Origin of the sequence: Paenibacillus sp. PCH8 (genome assembly GCF_002968835.1) — a bacterium.
Taxonomy (GTDB): domain Bacteria; phylum Bacillota; class Bacilli; order Paenibacillales; family Paenibacillaceae; genus Paenibacillus.
This window is the reverse complement of record NZ_PKQK01000004.1, coordinates 356,069-373,598: the sequence shown is the minus strand read 5'-3', so window position 1 is coordinate 373,598 and position 17,530 is coordinate 356,069. Positions and strand designations below refer to the sequence as shown.

Annotated in this window: 15 protein-coding genes and 1 pseudogene; 1 reads left to right on the top strand and 15 read right to left on the bottom strand. The window is 46.1% G+C overall.

Annotated elements, in window-relative coordinates; all coding sequences use genetic code 11:
- The first annotated feature begins 128 nt into the window (after window positions 1-128).
- Window positions 129-1,634, top strand: coding sequence for an MFS transporter (locus C0Q44_RS23185; protein WP_105409578.1), 1,506 nt, complete (start codon window positions 129-131; stop codon window positions 1,632-1,634).
- A gap of 238 nt (window positions 1,635-1,872) precedes the next feature.
- Here C0Q44_RS23185 and C0Q44_RS23180 read toward each other — a convergent pair whose 3' ends face one another.
- The 15 genes and pseudogenes from C0Q44_RS23180 to C0Q44_RS23110 form a co-directional block, all read right to left on the bottom strand.
- Window positions 1,873-2,478 (bottom strand): pentapeptide repeat-containing protein, encoded by a 606-nt coding sequence (locus C0Q44_RS23180; RefSeq protein WP_105409577.1) that lies wholly within the window; start codon window positions 2,476-2,478, stop codon window positions 1,873-1,875.
- 247 nt (window positions 2,479-2,725) lie between these two features.
- On the bottom strand, window positions 2,726-3,334 hold the full coding sequence (locus tag C0Q44_RS23175; protein ID WP_105409576.1) for a GNAT family N-acetyltransferase: 609 nt from the start codon (window positions 3,332-3,334) through the stop codon (window positions 2,726-2,728).
- 32 nt (window positions 3,335-3,366) lie between these two features.
- Entirely contained in the window at window positions 3,367-3,729 is a 363-nt protein-coding gene (locus C0Q44_RS23170) for an Asp23/Gls24 family envelope stress response protein (protein WP_105409575.1), read from the bottom strand.
- Between the two features lie 162 nt (window positions 3,730-3,891).
- A complete protein-coding gene (locus C0Q44_RS23165; RefSeq protein WP_105409574.1) occupies window positions 3,892-4,368 on the bottom strand; it encodes a hypothetical protein in 477 nt (158 codons plus the stop codon).
- Complete coding sequence (locus C0Q44_RS23160) at window positions 4,365-6,383, bottom strand: S9 family peptidase (RefSeq protein ID WP_105409573.1); 2,019 nt, start codon at window positions 6,381-6,383, stop codon at window positions 4,365-4,367. The genes C0Q44_RS23165 and C0Q44_RS23160 overlap by 4 nt, the downstream gene beginning before the upstream one ends.
- Before the next feature lie 21 nt (window positions 6,384-6,404).
- Entirely contained in the window at window positions 6,405-7,334 is a 930-nt protein-coding gene (locus tag C0Q44_RS23155) for an ABC transporter permease (protein WP_105409572.1), read from the bottom strand.
- Window positions 7,335-7,349: 15 nt separating this feature from the next.
- Complete coding sequence (locus C0Q44_RS23150; protein ID WP_105409571.1) at window positions 7,350-8,267, bottom strand: ABC transporter permease; 918 nt, start codon at window positions 8,265-8,267, stop codon at window positions 7,350-7,352.
- A gap of 102 nt (window positions 8,268-8,369) precedes the next feature.
- The gene (locus C0Q44_RS23145) at window positions 8,370-9,935 is read right to left on the bottom strand and encodes an ABC transporter substrate-binding protein (RefSeq protein ID WP_105409570.1); all 1,566 of its coding nucleotides are present in this window, start codon (window positions 9,933-9,935) and stop codon (window positions 8,370-8,372) included.
- Window positions 9,932-11,142 (bottom strand): annotated as a pseudogene (locus tag C0Q44_RS23140) (M20 metallopeptidase family protein). Before C0Q44_RS23140 ends, C0Q44_RS23145 begins: the two are co-directional and overlap by 4 nt.
- Entirely contained in the window at window positions 11,139-11,891 is a 753-nt protein-coding gene (locus tag C0Q44_RS23135) for a FadR/GntR family transcriptional regulator (RefSeq protein ID WP_105409569.1), read from the bottom strand. Before C0Q44_RS23135 ends, C0Q44_RS23140 begins: the two are co-directional and overlap by 4 nt.
- Before the next feature lie 195 nt (window positions 11,892-12,086).
- Window positions 12,087-12,800: a glycosyltransferase family 2 protein gene (locus tag C0Q44_RS23130; RefSeq protein ID WP_105409568.1), complete on the bottom strand. Its 714-nt coding sequence runs from the start codon at window positions 12,798-12,800 to the stop codon at window positions 12,087-12,089.
- A 178-nt stretch (window positions 12,801-12,978) separates the two neighbouring features.
- A complete protein-coding gene (locus C0Q44_RS23125) occupies window positions 12,979-14,076 on the bottom strand; it encodes a Gfo/Idh/MocA family protein (RefSeq protein WP_105409567.1) in 1,098 nt (365 codons plus the stop codon).
- A 12-nt stretch (window positions 14,077-14,088) separates the two neighbouring features.
- Complete coding sequence (locus tag C0Q44_RS23120; protein WP_258166513.1) at window positions 14,089-15,012, bottom strand: AraC family transcriptional regulator; 924 nt, start codon at window positions 15,010-15,012, stop codon at window positions 14,089-14,091.
- Between the two features lie 48 nt (window positions 15,013-15,060).
- Window positions 15,061-16,065 carry a Gfo/Idh/MocA family protein gene (locus tag C0Q44_RS23115; protein ID WP_105409565.1) on the bottom strand — a complete coding sequence of 335 codons (1,005 nt, stop codon included), beginning with the start codon at window positions 16,063-16,065 and terminating at the stop codon, window positions 15,061-15,063.
- A 149-nt stretch (window positions 16,066-16,214) separates the two neighbouring features.
- Entirely contained in the window at window positions 16,215-17,519 is a 1,305-nt protein-coding gene (locus tag C0Q44_RS23110; protein WP_105409564.1) for a helix-turn-helix domain-containing protein, read from the bottom strand.
- Between the last annotated feature and the right edge of the window lie 11 nt (window positions 17,520-17,530).

The window sequence follows — 17,530 nt, the reverse complement described above, 5'->3', positions numbered from 1 at the left end:
CCGTGTACAAGTGTGATCTAAGTTCTATCCGTATAAATGCATTATAGTGTGTAAAGAAAAGTTTGACTATAGGGTTACCCGATAGTTTAGTCTAGAATTGTAAGTTATTCATATCGTCGGAGGGAAACATGTCAAAATTCAAACGTTGGATGATTCTTGTTATTGTCTCAAGTGCACTATTACTCATTGTGATGGATATGACCATCCTGTATACCGCTTTACCCAGCTTGACCCATGAACTCGGTGCATCAGCTTCAGAGAAATTATGGATTCTGAATGGTTACTCCCTCGTCATGGCGGGTTTGCTGCCTGCAATGGGAACACTTGGGGACCGTCTTGGTCATAAGAAAATATTTACTCTGGGATTGCTCGTCTTTTCTGCCGCTTCTCTTGCTGCTGCCTTTTCTCCTGTACCGGCTGTGCTGGTCATGAGCAGAATTCTTCTTGCCGTAGGCGCATCCATGATGATGCCAGCGACATTGTCGATCATCAGGGTTACATTTACGAATGAACGAGAACTCGCACTCGCGATCGGCATATGGGGTTCCATTGCATCCGGTGGTGCAGGACTGGGACCAATTGTCGGGGGACTGCTCCTTCAACACTTCTGGTGGGGCTCTGTATTTCTGATTAACCTGCCCATAGCCATTATCGCGTTTGTATTCGCCTTGAAAATAATCCCTAAACATCAAGGAGATGCGTCGAAAAAGTGGGATTTCACCAGTTCCATTCAGATCATGATTGCCATGGTCGGAATTATCTATTCCATCAAGGAATTTACAAGACGCGAAGGATCTCTGACCTTAGCCATCATTGCTGCTGTGATCGGTGTTCTGTCCCTTATTATCTTTATTCGCCGTCAGAACAGTAGTTCCAACCCGCTTCTGGATCTGTCCTTGTTCAAAATCCCAAGATTCAGCACTGGCTTTATTACCGCTTTAGTCGGCTTGTTTGCACAAATGGGTGTGCAATATATGGTCACTCAGCGGCTTCAGCTTGTGGAAGGCATGTCACCGCTTCAGGCTGGACTATTCACCGTATCCATACCTGTTGCAGCACTCATTACCGGGCCTGTTACGGGGGCCATTATGCACCGTGTGGATGTTGTATATATCAAAAGCTTCTCTCTCTTGATCGCTGCCCTTGGCATGGGGACGTATCTGATGTATTTCAATGCAGGGTTTACCGGGCAGATTCTCGGTTTGGCACTGCTTGGTGCAGGTCTTGGATCAGGGATGACTGCTGCATCCCATTCCATTATGAGTTATGCTCCACCTCACAAAGCGGGTATGGCAGCATCCATTGAGGAAGTAGGTTATGAGCTGGGCGGAGCATCCGGTATTGCGATCATCGGAAGCATGTCGACCCTTTTCTACACACTGGCTATGAAGATTCCTCCGGGGATTCGTGTGCCGGCCAATGCGAAGGACAGTCTGGATGAAGCGCTTATCGCCGCCGAAAGCTTTCCTGCCGCGTCTGCTGAATCACTCAAAAACGCTGCATTTGCTGCTTTTGACCAATCCTTCTTTGTCGTCATCGCAGGTGTAACTGTATTTCTGTTCATTGCTGCTCTGATCATGAGCTGGGTTGCCGTACGCTTGAAACGAGCAAAAAATCAAACTGCGGAAGGTTAAATCTAAACTTATTCCATCTCGAAAATGGAGGTGAATTCGGTTATGTGGTTTCCAATAACCAATGGAATTATTATATTAATCGGCATCACTTTTATTTATTTGGTCGTTAGAATGTTATCCAAAGAAGAGGATTGAACCTGTGATCTAAATGTACCGTAGCTAATCGACACCAAAAAAAACCGCTTGATGAGCGGTTTCCTGGTGTCGATTTTTTAGTTATGGACATGGCCTGTCATTATTAGTCTACTTTAGCACCATAAGAGCGTACAAACAGAACGGCTTGTTCTCGATCCAAACGTACGCCTTTGATATCCAGTGATTTCAGGTCGATCCCTTCCAGGTTTGCCCCTCTAAAATCGGCCCCTTGCAACTTGGCTCTGCTCATAACGGCTCTTGTAAGATCACAGTCTCTCAAATCCGCTTTGGTGAAATCCGTGTCCGTAAAGTCAGCTTCATAGAAACGAATTCCTCGCAGGTCCTGTTTCCCTAAACGCGTATGTCTCAGATTCGTGTAAGACCAGTCGCCCTGACTCAGGGTAATGCCATCCATTTGCGCACCTGAGAAGTCTGAGCCTGTCATCTTGCAAGAGCTGAATTTGGAAGCAAAGAGATTCGCACCACCAAAGGTACAGTTTTCAAAAGCCGATTCCGTATGAATCGAACCATTCATGGAAGCCCCTTTGAAGTCACACTCGATAAAACGGCAGTTACTTGTCTCGATTTCTTCCATAGAAGCATTCATGAAAGTACACTGTTTGAAAACACAGCTTATCAGTTCTCCATATCGCAGATCGCGTCCCTCAAAATGTACTGCTTCATATTCCTGATCCTTATATTGAAACACAAATTACACCCCATCTTGTTTATTTATGAAGGCTATTACCATTAAAACAACTTTTTATACTATACCACACCTTTGTCAAGTACCTGCTTAAACGCCAAGGGAAGTCAAGTCTCTTTTTTATAAAACCATTGGATTACACCTATAAAAAAACACCTCTCGTTCCTCTCCCGACTGTCAAAAAATGAAAAAAGACCCCACCTGTCAGACCTGCACAGACTGGGTCACACAAGAAGCATTGGTGGAAAGTTTACACCAGTTTTTTGGACATCCTGTACAGGGATAGCGCAGGTTTATTGATTTCCCCTACTCTCTGGTATCCCAAACGTTCATACAGTTTGATAGCCGGTGCATTTTCCTTTTTAACCGTGAGCGAAGATTTGGACAGACCTTGTACTACAGCTTGCTGCTCAGCAAATTGAATGAGCTGCGTCCCCACGCCAAGTCCTCTGCTTTCAGGCAAGGTAGCCAATGTTCCGATATGGTACTCATCGTTCTCTCCTTCTTTCAATGTCACCATGGAGTAGAACTCTTTCCAATGTTGAAGATTATACTTGATCAGGCTCCATTTACGAAGTTCAAGCAGTTTGGAGAACGTTGGAAAAGCAAGTTTGTTCATTACAGTCATTGGAAAACACATAACCATGCCTAGCGTCTGGCTACCCATTTTAGCTTCAAATGCGTATTGGTGACTGAATCGGTTTCGATTCGAACGCCATAACTTATTGAATGTTTTCTCTATAATGCCTTTATCTTTGGTACCTGCAAGCGAATATGCCATATATTCAAGTGCCATCTGATTTAGTTGCCCGCCGACTAATGATTGTGGACTGGCTTTTATAATGGAAATCTTATTCATCGCTGTCACTCCTATAAATAGATGAAATTGGACTAGAACCTGGCATCAGGTTGATTCATTGATATGCCCTCAACGATCACGTTCACCGTATCAATGGTTAATCCCGTCAGCTGCTCCACATGCACTCTCACATTATTTTGTAATTCCCTGCAGACTTCATGCACTTTCGTTCCATAACGAACGACAACCTTTAAGTTAATCTCCAGTCTAGTTTCTACCTTGCGGATGGCAATGCCATTTTGCAGACTTTTCCCGCTCCACTTTTTGGTAATCCCTTCTACAAGTCCTGTCGACATGGAGGAAATCTCACTGGTGGTATTCGCGATCTTGCCAACAATTTTGGAGATCACATCATCCGATATTTGAATTTTTCCCAGAATATTTTGAATGGACATCCCATGCCCTCCTCTTTATACTCGTATTTTGATAGATTAAAATATCATTTAATACAAATATAAATCATACGGAGTTCGATTTCAACTTTTCATTCCCTCACGCACATTTCTACACGCACATACCAAAAAAACCGCGATCATCGCGGCTTCTGCTGGTCAATATTATGGGAATTTCAATTGAATACGGACAGGAAGGTGGGAGAATGACTCGATCTCTGTTCTGCCTTCTTCTGCTGCCTCTGTTTCTTCTACTTGCACGAGCCATTGTCTGCCAATTAACGATTGCAGCAATTCAATCTCTTGTGCGGTCAGATGAATATGTTTCAGTGACAGTTCATCTTGAACATAATCCCGATCCACCTTACGGTCAAACCGGAAATCGAGCAATCGCTTCAACCCGTTAATATGCAAAAACTTGAACTCATAACCTTGACGTATCGCCTTTTCCCAATCGTCTCCGATATCTGTTGCTGTCTGTAGTCTTTCATCGAAATCCATCGCGGATTCCTTAACCAAAGGCAACAACTGGGAGTAGTCTCGACGTTGTAACCATTCAATAATCATTTCTCCCGGTACCCCACTTGTCAGAACATTCTCTACAAGAAGGCCTACAGGAATGGACAGCTGAGTTCGACTCATTGCTCGCCCTCCTCATTCCCGAGATACTGATTGAACCAGGCATTCACCTGTTCGAAGCTATCGATCCGAAGTGAAGGTTTACCGCTTTTGAGCACACTGTGGTTGGAGCCTGGATAACGAATCAGTTTGGTCTTTTTGCCGTATCGTTTGAGCGTTGTGTATAATTCCTCCGCTTGCGCAATTGGTGTCCGATAGTCCTGCTCTCCGTGCATGATCAGAAGTGGCGTCTCAATGTGATGTGCGTGGGCAAGAGGTGAGCGGGACCACAGGAATTCAGCGTTTTCCGCCGGATTGCCGCCAATGACTCCCTGGACATAGGAAATTCCGATATCACTCGTTCCATACATGGACAACCAGTTGGAGATGCAACGCTGGGTGACAGCCGCTTTGAAACGGTGCGTATGCGCTACGATCCAGTTGGTCATCACCCCACCATAACTGCCACCTGCGACACCCAGACGTGATGCATCAAGGAAATCATAGGTAGCCAGGGCATAATCAACAGCTTCCATCAGATCCCGGTAATCGCCTCCGGCAAAGTCACCACGGCATGCTCTGGCAAACTCCTGACCGTATCCCATGCTTCCGCGGGGATTGACCCATAACACAGCATATCCTTGCGCAACGAGTGTCTGCATCTCATGACTGAATGTTCCCGTATACATCGCGTGAGGTCCACCATGAATTTGCAAAATCAGTGGCAGCTTCCCATTGGATGAACGTACTGCGGGTGTAGCTAACCAACCTTGAATCGGCCATCCATCGGAAGACGTGAATTCAACACGAACAGGCACATTAACAACTAATTCAGCCATGAATTCATCATTTCGCCGGGTGAGTCTGGACAACTCACCACTTTCAACATGCACGCGATATAACTCTCCAGGATGTTCAGCAGTCAACGCAGCGATAACCAGCGACGTACCATCCGGCGTTAAGGTATACTGATACACATCCTTTTCACCAGCGCCCGTCACCGATTGACAGGCCCCATCTTCTTGAATACGGTACACGTCCACATTCCCGTTATGCGTTCCGAGTACGTATACACCACGTTCCGGATGATGGGCATCCGAGATAGGAGAAGGTGATGTACCTGCCGACTTCATATCTCCCAGTGCTGCGTTACCAATCTGTATATCTACTTGCGGTGCGATTGACCTGGGTACACCCCGATGAACGGGGACTGCATATAATCTGTTGTGACTCCCACTTCCGTAATCGCGATCACTGGCGATCAGGATCAACTGCTGTCCATCGGGTGAATAGGAAAACTGGCTAATCGCCAGACTGGAATCCGTCACTTTGAAGAGATCACTCTCTCCCAATCGAATGCTGTATACATCCGTAAAGTACAGCAGATCCGCATCAAGTTCCTCATCCTCCACTTGCTTGGATATGAAGGAAAGGTGCTGGCTATCTGGCGACCATGCCGGAGCACTGATATTCCATAGCCCGGAAGTCACCTGCGTGATCTGCCCACTTTCAATCTCATATACAAACAAATGGCTGTATTGACCATCCCACCAGCCAGCCCCTTCCGCCTTCGGCGTTGTACGCTCGAAGACTTTACCTCGCAGCACAGGTGCAGACTCCTGTTGGACGTCAGCTTTCTTCTGTTGGTTCTCCGGTTTCACTTTGCTGGTAAACGCAATGTACTGCCCGTTCGGTGACCAGATATAACTCCATATTTTATGTGCGGGAGATATCAGCATGACCGGCTCTTTTTGTTCTGAATGGAGCGTCCATAATCCTTTGCCACCATCCACTGAGCGAATAAATGTGAGCTGTGTCCCATCCGGCGACCACGCAGGAGAGGAATCCTTCGTTCCATCCGAAAGTGCAATATCTTCATCGCCATCGAGCGAGATGCCTCGAATTTGCGTGTTATATTCGTTTTTATCCTGATCTATAGTCTGTTCCACATAAGCCACTTGTCCGTTCGGACTGATTACTGGCTGACTTATCGAACGATAGTGAACCAGATCCTCCGGCATCATTGGTCTTTGATTCATAATGATGGCTCCCTTCTCCGTTTATTTATGGGTTGTCTCCGTACGTGGATCAAGCACATCACGCAGCCAATCTCCAAGGAAAATAACACCGAGTACGGTAAATGTAATGGCTAGTCCCGGGAATGTAGCGACCCACCAGCTTGTTGCAACGTATTGTCTGCCATCACTGAGCATCCCTCCCCAGGATACATCGGGTGGTTTGATACCCAAGCCCAGGAAACTGAGCGAAGCTTCCATAATAATCGTTGTACCTACGTTCATGCCACAGATCACGATAAAGGATGACATAATATTCGGCAGAATATGTTTCAGAATCAATCTTCCATTCTTGGCACCGATCGATCTCGCCGCATGGACATAATCCCGTTCCTTGATACTGAGAACCTCACTTCGTACCACACGGGTAAATGGAACCCAGTTCGTTACACCGATTACCAAAATCAACGTCGTAATCCCCGGCCCAACAATCGCCATTACGACCAACATAAACAGAATCGTCGGAATCGCCATGAATGCATCGCCTACCCGCATGATTACGGCATCCAGCCATTTTCCGTAGAATCCGGACAACAGTCCCAGAATAGCTCCGATCATGCCAGACACGATCACCGCACCCATACCCACGATTAACGAAACGCGCGCACCGTATACCATTCGGCTCCACATATCTCTACCAAGATTGTCCGTACCCAGCCAGTATTCGGCTGTTCCGCCCTCCAGCCATGCTGGCGGTTTAAGACGGTTCAACGGGTTAACCGCTCCCGGATCATGACTTGTCAGTAGAGGTGCACCTATGGCAATTAACACAACTAACACAACGAGCACAGCACCAAACATTCCGGTCTTGCTGAGGATTAGTTGCTGCCAGATGTAACGGAATCCCGTTGGTGCACGTCCACCCTTTTGATCCTGTTCTGTACCGGGAATCGGCATTTCATTGCTGCCTGTCATCGATTGCACCTCCTTCTAGTCATATTTGATGCGCGGATCAAGCAGCCTGTAGGATACATCCGTCAAAATGTTGACTACCACAACGATGACGGCAATGACAAACACCGCTGCCTGTACAATTGCCATATCATGTGTATTGACTGCAACGACCAACAACTGACCCAGTCCAGGCCAAGAGAACACCGTTTCCGTGATCAGGGTCCCCCCAATCAGACTTGTGAATTGCAAACTCATGATCGTCACGACCGGAATCAGTCCATTGCGAAACGCATGTTTTCCAATGACAACCATTCGGCCAAGTCCCTTGCTGCGGGCTGTTCGGATATAGTCCTGGCTCAGAATTTCCAGCATGCTGGAACGAATGAGACGAGTCATCTGCGCTGCCAATCCGACACCAAGTGTGAACGCAGGCAAGATCAGATGTGACAATCCTCCGCGACCCGATACCGGCAATACCCCCAGCATGACGGAGAACAACAGAATCAGCATAATCCCCATCCAGAAGTTCGGCATCGCCTTACCAATGACGGATATTCCTGAAATGATGAGGTCGGTAAACGTATTTCGTTTCACAGCTGAGATGATTCCCAGCGGCACAGCCATAAGAACCGCAAAAAACATGGCGGCTACCGCCAGTTCAAAACTCGCAGGCAATCGTTCCAGCACAAGCTCTAGTGCGGGTTGATTGTAACGAAATGATTGCCCAAAGTCTCCCTGTAATGCACTACCGAGAAACTTCATGTATTGCGTATATAGTGGCTGATCCAGACCAAGTGCCTGCGTCAAGACAGCACGATCTTCAGCAGTAGCCGTTTCGGGCAACATCAGCGCAACCGGATCACCCGTGACGCGGACCAATATGAACACGATTAATGAAACAATGAACAGCACCGGAATGATCTGCAATAATGACTTGAGTACGTATTTGCCCATTCCTTGTTCACCTCCTCTTTTAAAAAAGAACGGCAGGAACATGGTTATCCAGTCCCTGCCGTTCACGCCTATCTTTGCAATGAAAGGTTGTTATACCCCATGTTACTGTGCAACAGGTGTAATCTCGTCAGCATAGAACATCTCGTCACTGCGCGGTGCGAAGTTCACTTTCGCATTCGTGCCGTAAACACCTTCCATCTGGTACAGATATACGGCTGGGCGTTCCTCCGAGAAGATCTGCTGTACTTGCTGATACTCTTTCTCGCGAGCCGCAGGGTCCATATTCACCAATGCAGATTGCAACAGTTTCTCCACTTCAGGATTGTTGTAATCCGACTCCCCTTTGGCTTCTTCGAGCATATAACGGTTGTAGTTGTTCGAAGCATCGAACAAGGAGTTACCAATACCGATCATGAAGATTTCTTTGAAAGATTTGGAACTGTAACGCTCACTGAAAGCACTTGCTTCAAGCACATCCAAATTGATTTTGAATCCGGCTTGTTCCAGCATCGCTGCAACAACTTCCGCCTGTTCTTTGTACTGTGCGGAAACAGAGATGGTCATCTCGGCTTCACCCTCGGCGTATCCGGCTTCCTTCAGGAGCTGTTTTGCTTTTTCCTGGTCATAAAGTGAGGTTTTGTACAATGAAGCATCAGCACCGAAGTTGCCTGGTGTTACGGACGTACGAGTTACGATACCTGCTCCACCGGCAATGCTGTCCACGATTCCTTGTTTGTCGATAGCCAGGTCAATCGCTTCACGGACTTTGGGATCAGCCGTGATGCTGCCTTCCGTCTGGCGGAAGATCAATTGAAGTACACGTTGGATTGGCGCTTTGACAATCTTCTTGTCTGCTTCGCCTTCGATCCGGGCAATGTCAGTGGGTGGAATAGAAGCCGCAACATCTACACCGCCAGCAAGCAATTCGGATACGCGTGTGGAGGCTTCAGGAATAACCCGGAATACCACTTCATTCCATTTCGGTTCACCGTCGAAATAATTCTCATTTTTCATGAGTTCCACACGATCATCTTTGGTCCATTTGCTGAACTTGTAAGGGCCAGTTCCTACCGGTTGTTTCAGGAAAGCATCGAACCCGTTATCCGTAATATATTTTGCAGGCAGAATACCAGCGCCCATTTTGGACAAACGATTCAGCAATAGCGGATCTGGACCGTCCGTAATAACGTCTACGGTATATTCGTCCACCGCTTTAACTTCCACGATGTTTTTGAAATAACTGTTTTGTTTCAGTGTCTCGTCCTTGGCTACGCGCTCCAGCGTATATTTTACATCTGCTGAAGTAAAGGGATCACCATTGTGGAAGGTTACGCCTTCACGCAGCTTGAATCTCCATGTCGTATCATTTACCTGATCCCATGATGTCGCAAGTCCTGCAACTTTTTTCTGTTCACTGTCATTTTTGATCAGATAATCAAAAACGTTAACCAGAACCGCCTCACTGGATGTGTTGTTGTTGTTATGCGGATCGAAACTCTCAATATCTGTTGCTGCTGCAATGGTCAGTGTTGTACTTGCGCTCCCACTGCCTTTTCCTTCTGTTGCGGAATTATCATTCGTGCTAGTTGTTTTTCCTCCGCAAGCGCTGAGTACCATTACGATTGCCAGTAACGTGATCCACATGCCTGTCCATTGTCTTTTTTTCATTGTGATTGCTCCCCCTCAGAAGTTGTATTTCTTGCCAAAAATTCAAGTGCTACTGCAGACAACATGCCCACGCCATAAGGCATCGCTGTTTCATCGAGATCAAACATGGGATGGTGAAGTGGATACCGAGTACGTTCCTCATCATTCCCAGATCCTAGTCTGAAAAACACACCCGGAACCTGTTCACAATAAAAAGCGAAATCCTCGCCCCTGTGGAGGGTTTGATATAGCTCCATCCCTTCTCCGCATTAACCTGATCACAAGTCTCTGTTAGCAGGTCAACCATGCCGAGATCATTCACAACCACAGGGTATCCATCGCCGTAGACGACTTCGCATCCTGCTCCGAAAGAATCACAGACCCCTTTAACTACCTGCTCAATCAAAGCTGGCATCCGTTCCCGAATGACAGGTGAGAGTGTTCGAACCGTACCGATCATCTCCACTTCCGGGGCAATGGCTGTTCCCATATAACCTCCGGTGATTTTGCCAATGGTGACCACAGCGGGTTCAAGTGGATCGACCATGCGACTGACGATATTTTGCAATGCAGTGATGACCTGAGCGGATACCGCAATCGCGTCAATGCCTTCATGCGGACGAGCTGCGTGGCCACCCTTGCCGAACACCTTGATAATCAAGGGATCAGCTGATGCGAATGCAACACCCTGACTTACGCCCAAGGTTCCCGTGTCTTGACCAGGGGTCATGTGTAACCCTGCGATGGCATCAACCTTGGGATTCTCCAAAACACCGTCCTGAATCATGGCTCTTGCTCCTGCGAGTCCCTCTTCAGCAGGCTGGAAAATGAATTTGATATTGCCTGATTTCGGTTTTCCAAGGCCAGTAAGAAGTTGAGCTGCTCCCATCAGGATGGAGGTGTGGGCGTCATGTCCACACAGATGCGCTTTGCCTTCCACTTGCGAGCGGTATTCCACCGCTTTCTGATCCTGGATCGGCAATGCATCCATGTCTGCGCGCAAGGCAAAGGTTGGTCCATCTGTTTCGCCGCGAAGCAAGCCCGTAACCCCGGTCTGTCCGACATTGCGTGTAACTTCCAGTCCGAGGCTTTCCAGATGCTCAGCTACGATAGCGGATGTGCGATGCTCCTCGTAACCGATTTCCGGATGGCGATGCAAATCTCTGCGCCAGGCGCTTAACTGGGCTTGCAGTGGCTGAGCCAACTGTATCAATTCTGAACGATTCATTCGCTGTCATTCCCTTCATTTTCGTCCGATTCAGAAACCAAACGGGCATAGATCGCGTCAGCCGAGAATTCGATATGTCTTTTCATCGTCTCTCGGGACTTCATGCTGTCATGTGCTTTCAGTGCTTCAAGAATCTCCATATGTACACCGTGGTTGACGGAACGTATCCGGTCATCGTAAGGCATCAAGTCGAGCGCCGGATTAATTTTGGTCCGAATCTGCCTCACGGCTGTCTCGCAATATGGATTCCCCGATGCTTTGGCGATGGTCAGATGAAATTTCACATCCAGCGCCCTGAACCATTCCCTTGTACAGTCTGGCTCTATACTTTGTTCCATATAACTCTCCAGCAGCTCCAGTTCGCCTGCAGTGATCCGCTCAGCAGCCAGAAAAGCTCCCTCTGGTTCAATGATGGTTCGGTATTCAAACACCTTCAGCATCTGTGCCCAATCCCGTTTAATTTCTTCTCTGGTACGTTTATGCGAATTGGCTGTCAGAGGCAGTACGAACGTACCACCTTTGGCACCCACTCTTTTCTCAATCAAACCTTTCTCTTCCAATGAAGAGAGTGCCTCGCGAACGGTAATACGGCTTACATTAAAAATTTCTGCCAGATCTCGCTCGGCTGGAAGTTGCTCTTCGCTCATTAACTCTTTCAAAATAATCGCTTCTTCCAGTTGTTCCCTAATGAATTCACTGACCTTTTTCGTGGATACTTTCTCAAAACGAAATGAAAACGTACTGGACATCTAAACACTCCGATCTGTATATGGTCTAGACCTTATACCATTAATATAATTCCGACTAAACTTATATGCAATACTTTTTTCAAGTAAATTCATAAATATTTTTTTCACCACATCCAAATTGAACCATTTTGGCACAAAAAAGACGCATCTACACACAGCAGATGCATCTTCCCTTTCGCTATTTGGTGGTATCCTCTATAACTTTTTATTAGCAAAGGGTCTGAAATCCTCCGTAATTGCAAGCTTGGTACTTCCCTCCAGGTAGAAGCTGTCATCCGCTCTCCACGTATGACTTTTTTTATTCTGTCTGCGGTGATAGACATAATTGAACGGTGAGGTCGCATATGCTTTGAATCCTCTTTTCCTGCATTGTCTCAGGAAGGTTACATCTTCCCCAATGGAACGGTCCGTGAAGCGGACTTTTTTCAAGACCTCCCTTTTGAACAGGAGAGTACCCCCTTGTACAAATTCAACTGGTTTATTTTTTTCAGCAGGAGATCTGACCAGCAGTGTCTTGGACGCGCCCAAGTAGACCAGGCACGAATGTTTGCCCACAATATCACTTTTGGTCCGTCTAAGTTCTCTTACCTGTTCTGTTAAATAATACGGCGAATAGTAGTCATCATCATCAAATTTGGCAATTAACGAAAAGCGAGCCCTTGTTATTCCGGCGTTCAGGCTTTGTCCTAATGAAATACTCTCCGGGACTTGATATACATGAACATTGGCAAGATTTCGAACACGCTTTTGATATAATGCCAGATTCATACGGTCATGATTCAGGATAATGATAAGCTCTTTGCTTCGATAATGCTGTCGACTGTAATTTTGCAGGATGTTTTCAAAAAATTGCGGACGATTGGTACATACAACAATGGAAACACCGTAACCCGTTTTGTGTTTAGTCAAGACACAACCTCTTCTCAGCTCATTTTTCTCTCATCATATGTGCCGAAATAGAGTCTGGTATGGACCAATAGCCAGTATCCATAACACCAAAAAAACCGCTGTCCCATATAACAGGACAGCGGGTTCCGTAATCTATTCTTCTCTGTTTTTTTGTTCTTTTCTGTTTTTCTGTTCTTTTCTAGGCTTCACTGCCGTTATTCAAGTATACAGCCTTGCCTGTGCGAGCAGATTCATAGAGTGCTTCCAGGATCTGAGATACAACCAGCGCTTGTTTCGGTGTGACCACTGGCTCATGATCGTTCTCAATGGCTTCAATCCACTTTCTCATCTCCACATCCGGTGCGCTCTCGCTCTTACCATCATAGAAAGCTACCCCACCTGCACTCAGTTCAATCTCGTTGGTATATAGACGGCTGAATTTCTCACCATTGATGCGCAGTCCGTTCTTCATATCCGCACCCGCTTCGCTGCCGCTCAAACTGCATTTGGCCTCATCCACGTCCAGTGAGTTAAGTGCCCAACTGGATTCCAGCATGATCGTTGCTCCATTTTCCATTACAATCATACCGAAAGCTGAATCCTCTACCGAGAATTGTTTCGGGTCCCACGGGCCCCAGGCATTGGCCGCATTTTCTCGTTGCGAAAGTTCATGATAAGTCGTGCCCAGAACAACTTTCGGTTGATAGTTATCCATCATCCAGAGCGTCAGATCGAGTGCGTGCGTACCAATATCAATCAGTGGACCTCCACCTTGCTTCTCCTCATCCAGGAAAACACCCCAGGTTGGTACCGCTCTACGTCTAATCGCATGTGCTTTGGCAAAATAAATATTCCCCAGATCCCCCGCTTCGCACACTTTCTTCAAATACTGACTGTCTTCTCTGAAACGGTTATTGTACCCAATCGTCAGTTTCTTGCCGGTACGCTCTGCCGCTTCCAGCATAAGTTGTGCTTCAGCAGATGTCTTTGCCATTGGCTTCTCGCACATGACATGTTTACCTGCTTCCAGAGCAGCAATGGAAATCTCGGCATGAGAAATATTCGGTGTAAGCACATGCACAATGTCCAGTGACTCGTCCTTGAGCAATTCAAGGTAATCCGTGTATACTTTGGCTTCCGAAGAACCATATTTCTGCTGAGCTTCGGTGGCACGTTCCTCCACAATGTCACAGAAAGCCACCAGTTCAACATTATCCAGTTTACTCAGACTCGGCAGATGTTTACCATTCGCGATCCCACCACAGCCGATAATTCCGATACGATATACTTTACTCATATATATTCACCCTCACTTCAGTATTGGTTGTTTCATTTTACGAAAAGTCGACGGGGTCATCCCCAGCCGTTTCCGAAAAACAGCATGCAAATAATTGGCGTTGTTAAATCCTGAAGCAAGAGCGATCTGTTCAATGGACACGTTACTTTCCTCCAGATTGCGGCACACGGCGCGTAGACGAATATCTTCAAGTGCGCGGCTGAACGGAATATCTGGCTGTACTTGATAGAAGATCCGCTGCAACTGCCTGCTACTGATATGAAGTTTCTCCGCTACATGCTCCAACGTGACCACTGTAGGATGATTCGCTTCCATATACTGCACAGCATAGTCATAGCGATACACCGACATATCCCGGACAGGCGCTTCCGGTCGTATTCCCCCGGTATCATAGGCTCTCACGGTTTTGAGTAATATGCTAATAACCAGTTGTTTAATCGACGTATAATACCCCATCCATTTGTGATCACACGCCTCATAGGCTTCCAAAAAACAATACATCGCCCGATGATAATCATTCACCGGCGTATGTGGAAGCGTTCTCAACTTCTCCATGGTTTCCTCTGATTCAGCGGCTTCCCATGGATCGACATGCTCTCTTGGCTTGTAAATGATATCCACATGGAGGCATAGTTCATCCATATCCTCTTGGGCGTCTGCCTCCTGATAATGAACGACGCCGGGTCCAGTCAGATACAGCATACCTTCCGAGAGTGCATGTGTCTGATCATCAAGAATGACTTTACCTTTCCCTCTCGGAATAAAATGGAACTCGAACTCCGCATGATTATGGAAATCCACAATCCGGCCTGCCGGAAAGGAGGTCAGATGAAATCGCATCACGCGAATCTCATAATGTCCCCACACGATTGAAATATCCAGTCTCTCCAGAAGATCCTGCCGTTCAAGCATTTTCTCATAAACGTACAGGCTCAAGATTGTACACCTCCTTCATGAACCTAACTCTTTAATTCATTCAGAAACCTAACCCTTCAACTCATTCAGCGCGATTCTACGCCCTTCTCTGGCAGACTGATTAGCCGCTTCCATCAAGCGAGTTAGCTCCATTGCGATCTGCACATTTTCAGTTGCCTCTGTATCGTTTTGGATATGTGCAATCCATTGATTGAATGCGCTTTCTCTTTGATCTGACAAAGGAAGTTCAGTCCACTCCTGATATGGCCCCTGCGCTGCTTTCGTGCGTATCAATAGTTTATCGTCCGGTGTTCCGTACAGAAGTGTGCCTTCCGTACCATGAACCTCAATCGTAAATGGAGAGTGGCTGTTCACAAAACCTGCTTCAACGACGCCGATCGCTCCAGAATCCGTAAACAAGGTGGCCACCGCATTATCTTCCACTTCTTTTCCTGTAATATAACCGAAGTTCGCGTTGACAGCCGTGACTTGCTGACCAAGGAAAAGGTTAGCCAGACACATGGGATGACAGCCGAGATCAATTAGTGCTCCGCCTTGACAATCCTTCAGATCATAGAAGTGTTCAGGTAACCAGTTGGTAATCGCTCCGTCATGGGATAAACGCGCTCTGACATAAGTCACTTTACCCAATAACCCCTGATGAAGCACATCCTGAATTGTTAACGTATAGCCTGCATTCAGACGTGGCAAGGAGACCGTCATTTTGACCTTGTTTGCCTGCACCACATTCAGAATTATCGCCGCTTCCGATTGTGTTGAAGCAATCACTTTCTCGGTGAAAATGTGTTTGCCTGCTTGTGCAGCAGCAGTAATCACTTCTTCATGGTTACGGGTTGGTGCATCAACAATAACGGCATCGATATCGCCCTTCGCCAGCATGTCTTCGAGCGAAGCGTAGAATGGTACATTCAAGCGATCAGCTGCTTCCTGACCCCGCTTCACATCTTCATCCCACACGGCCGCAATCACCGTATCTTCATGTTCCTGCGCCTGTTTAATATAATCCCAGGCATGCACATGCCACAAGCTAATTTTTCCAATTCGAATGGTCACTGTTATCTTACCTCCATACTATATAATATTCTGACATTTATCTATAAGTTATCATAGACTTCATCTATTTTTAATAGGTACTTACGACATTAAATGTATAATATCACGACATCTTATTGTTGTAGACATTCATATATCCACGCACATTTTTATTGAAATTCTATTTTCCACCCCTTTAAATACTCTTCACCATTTACATACGCATAGTGCTTGAATAGTCGCTGTAGTGATGTCATCCGTTCGGGAATAGCTCCACTGCTCGTATCGATGATAAATACCGGAAAAACATTATTCTCCCTCAATCTGTCCATAATCCATGTCAACACTTCAATATCTCTGTACAGCAGATCCGAAGTGTCTCCAAATCCAAACACGTTGGATGGATCTACATTATTCACCTGAAGAATCATTTCAAGATATTCACGTGAGTTATCTTGAAGCAGTTTCGGAATGTCCATCATATACATGGAAGCAGATTTTGAATTCTCCGTTCGGAATAGATCGAATCTAATCCACCTATTGTGCTCAACTTCTATTACCTCATAGTTACCAAACAACTCCCTGTGCCGCTGAATTATCGTTGTTGGATCTAACGTTATCCTGCTGTGTTCTATCACCTCTTGCTTCTTTTTGTGTTGCTTGCGAAACTCTTTCGGTCCCTCGGGGAACATTTTATTAAATTGCTGATAAAAGAATCTGGGCGCAGAGAATCCGCTCTCCATAGAAATATCTACCAGACTGAGATCTGTCGTTAATAATTGTTTAATGGCGTGCTCAATTCGTAAGTAATGCAGTAAATTTTGAAAGGTATCTCCTATCAATAGCTTGAACTGTGATGATAAATAATCCAGATTCAGATACTCCTCTGTATTTTTGGAGATATCATGCAGAGACACTTTGTTGATGTACCCCCTGTTATGAAATAAATAATCGTATATTTTTTCTATTCGCTGCAGCTTTGTCGGATTCCCTTGGTATTTTCTCCTAAAATCAAAATTTTCCAAGAGTAGCTCTAACAGGCGTTTGACTGTCTCCTTATACGTTTTCCACGGCACTTCACTCTTGTATATCATTGGAGATATGGAAGTACAGATCGTTTTAATGATTTCTTTGGTTCTTTCTGAACCCAAATAACTTCCAGCGTTAAATTCGTGAACATACCAGACTTTAGGCAATTCAGGTACATGGTCCTCTGCGAACTCCGCATCCATGTTGAGTTGGAGTATTACATTGTTCTCATGGGTCTGCCATAGACGATGAACTTGATTGATATTGAAAATTTCTATTGCACCCGAACCTAATATCCTCTGCTCATCTGCAATGGACACCTGGATACTGCCTTCCAGTACGATCACCACTTCTATAGAATTAACCCATCGAAACGGCTCATCCTTAACATGTAGAAACTGTACTTTAATAGGATCATTGGGGATCGAATCTTTCATGCTATGCATCCGTTATCTCC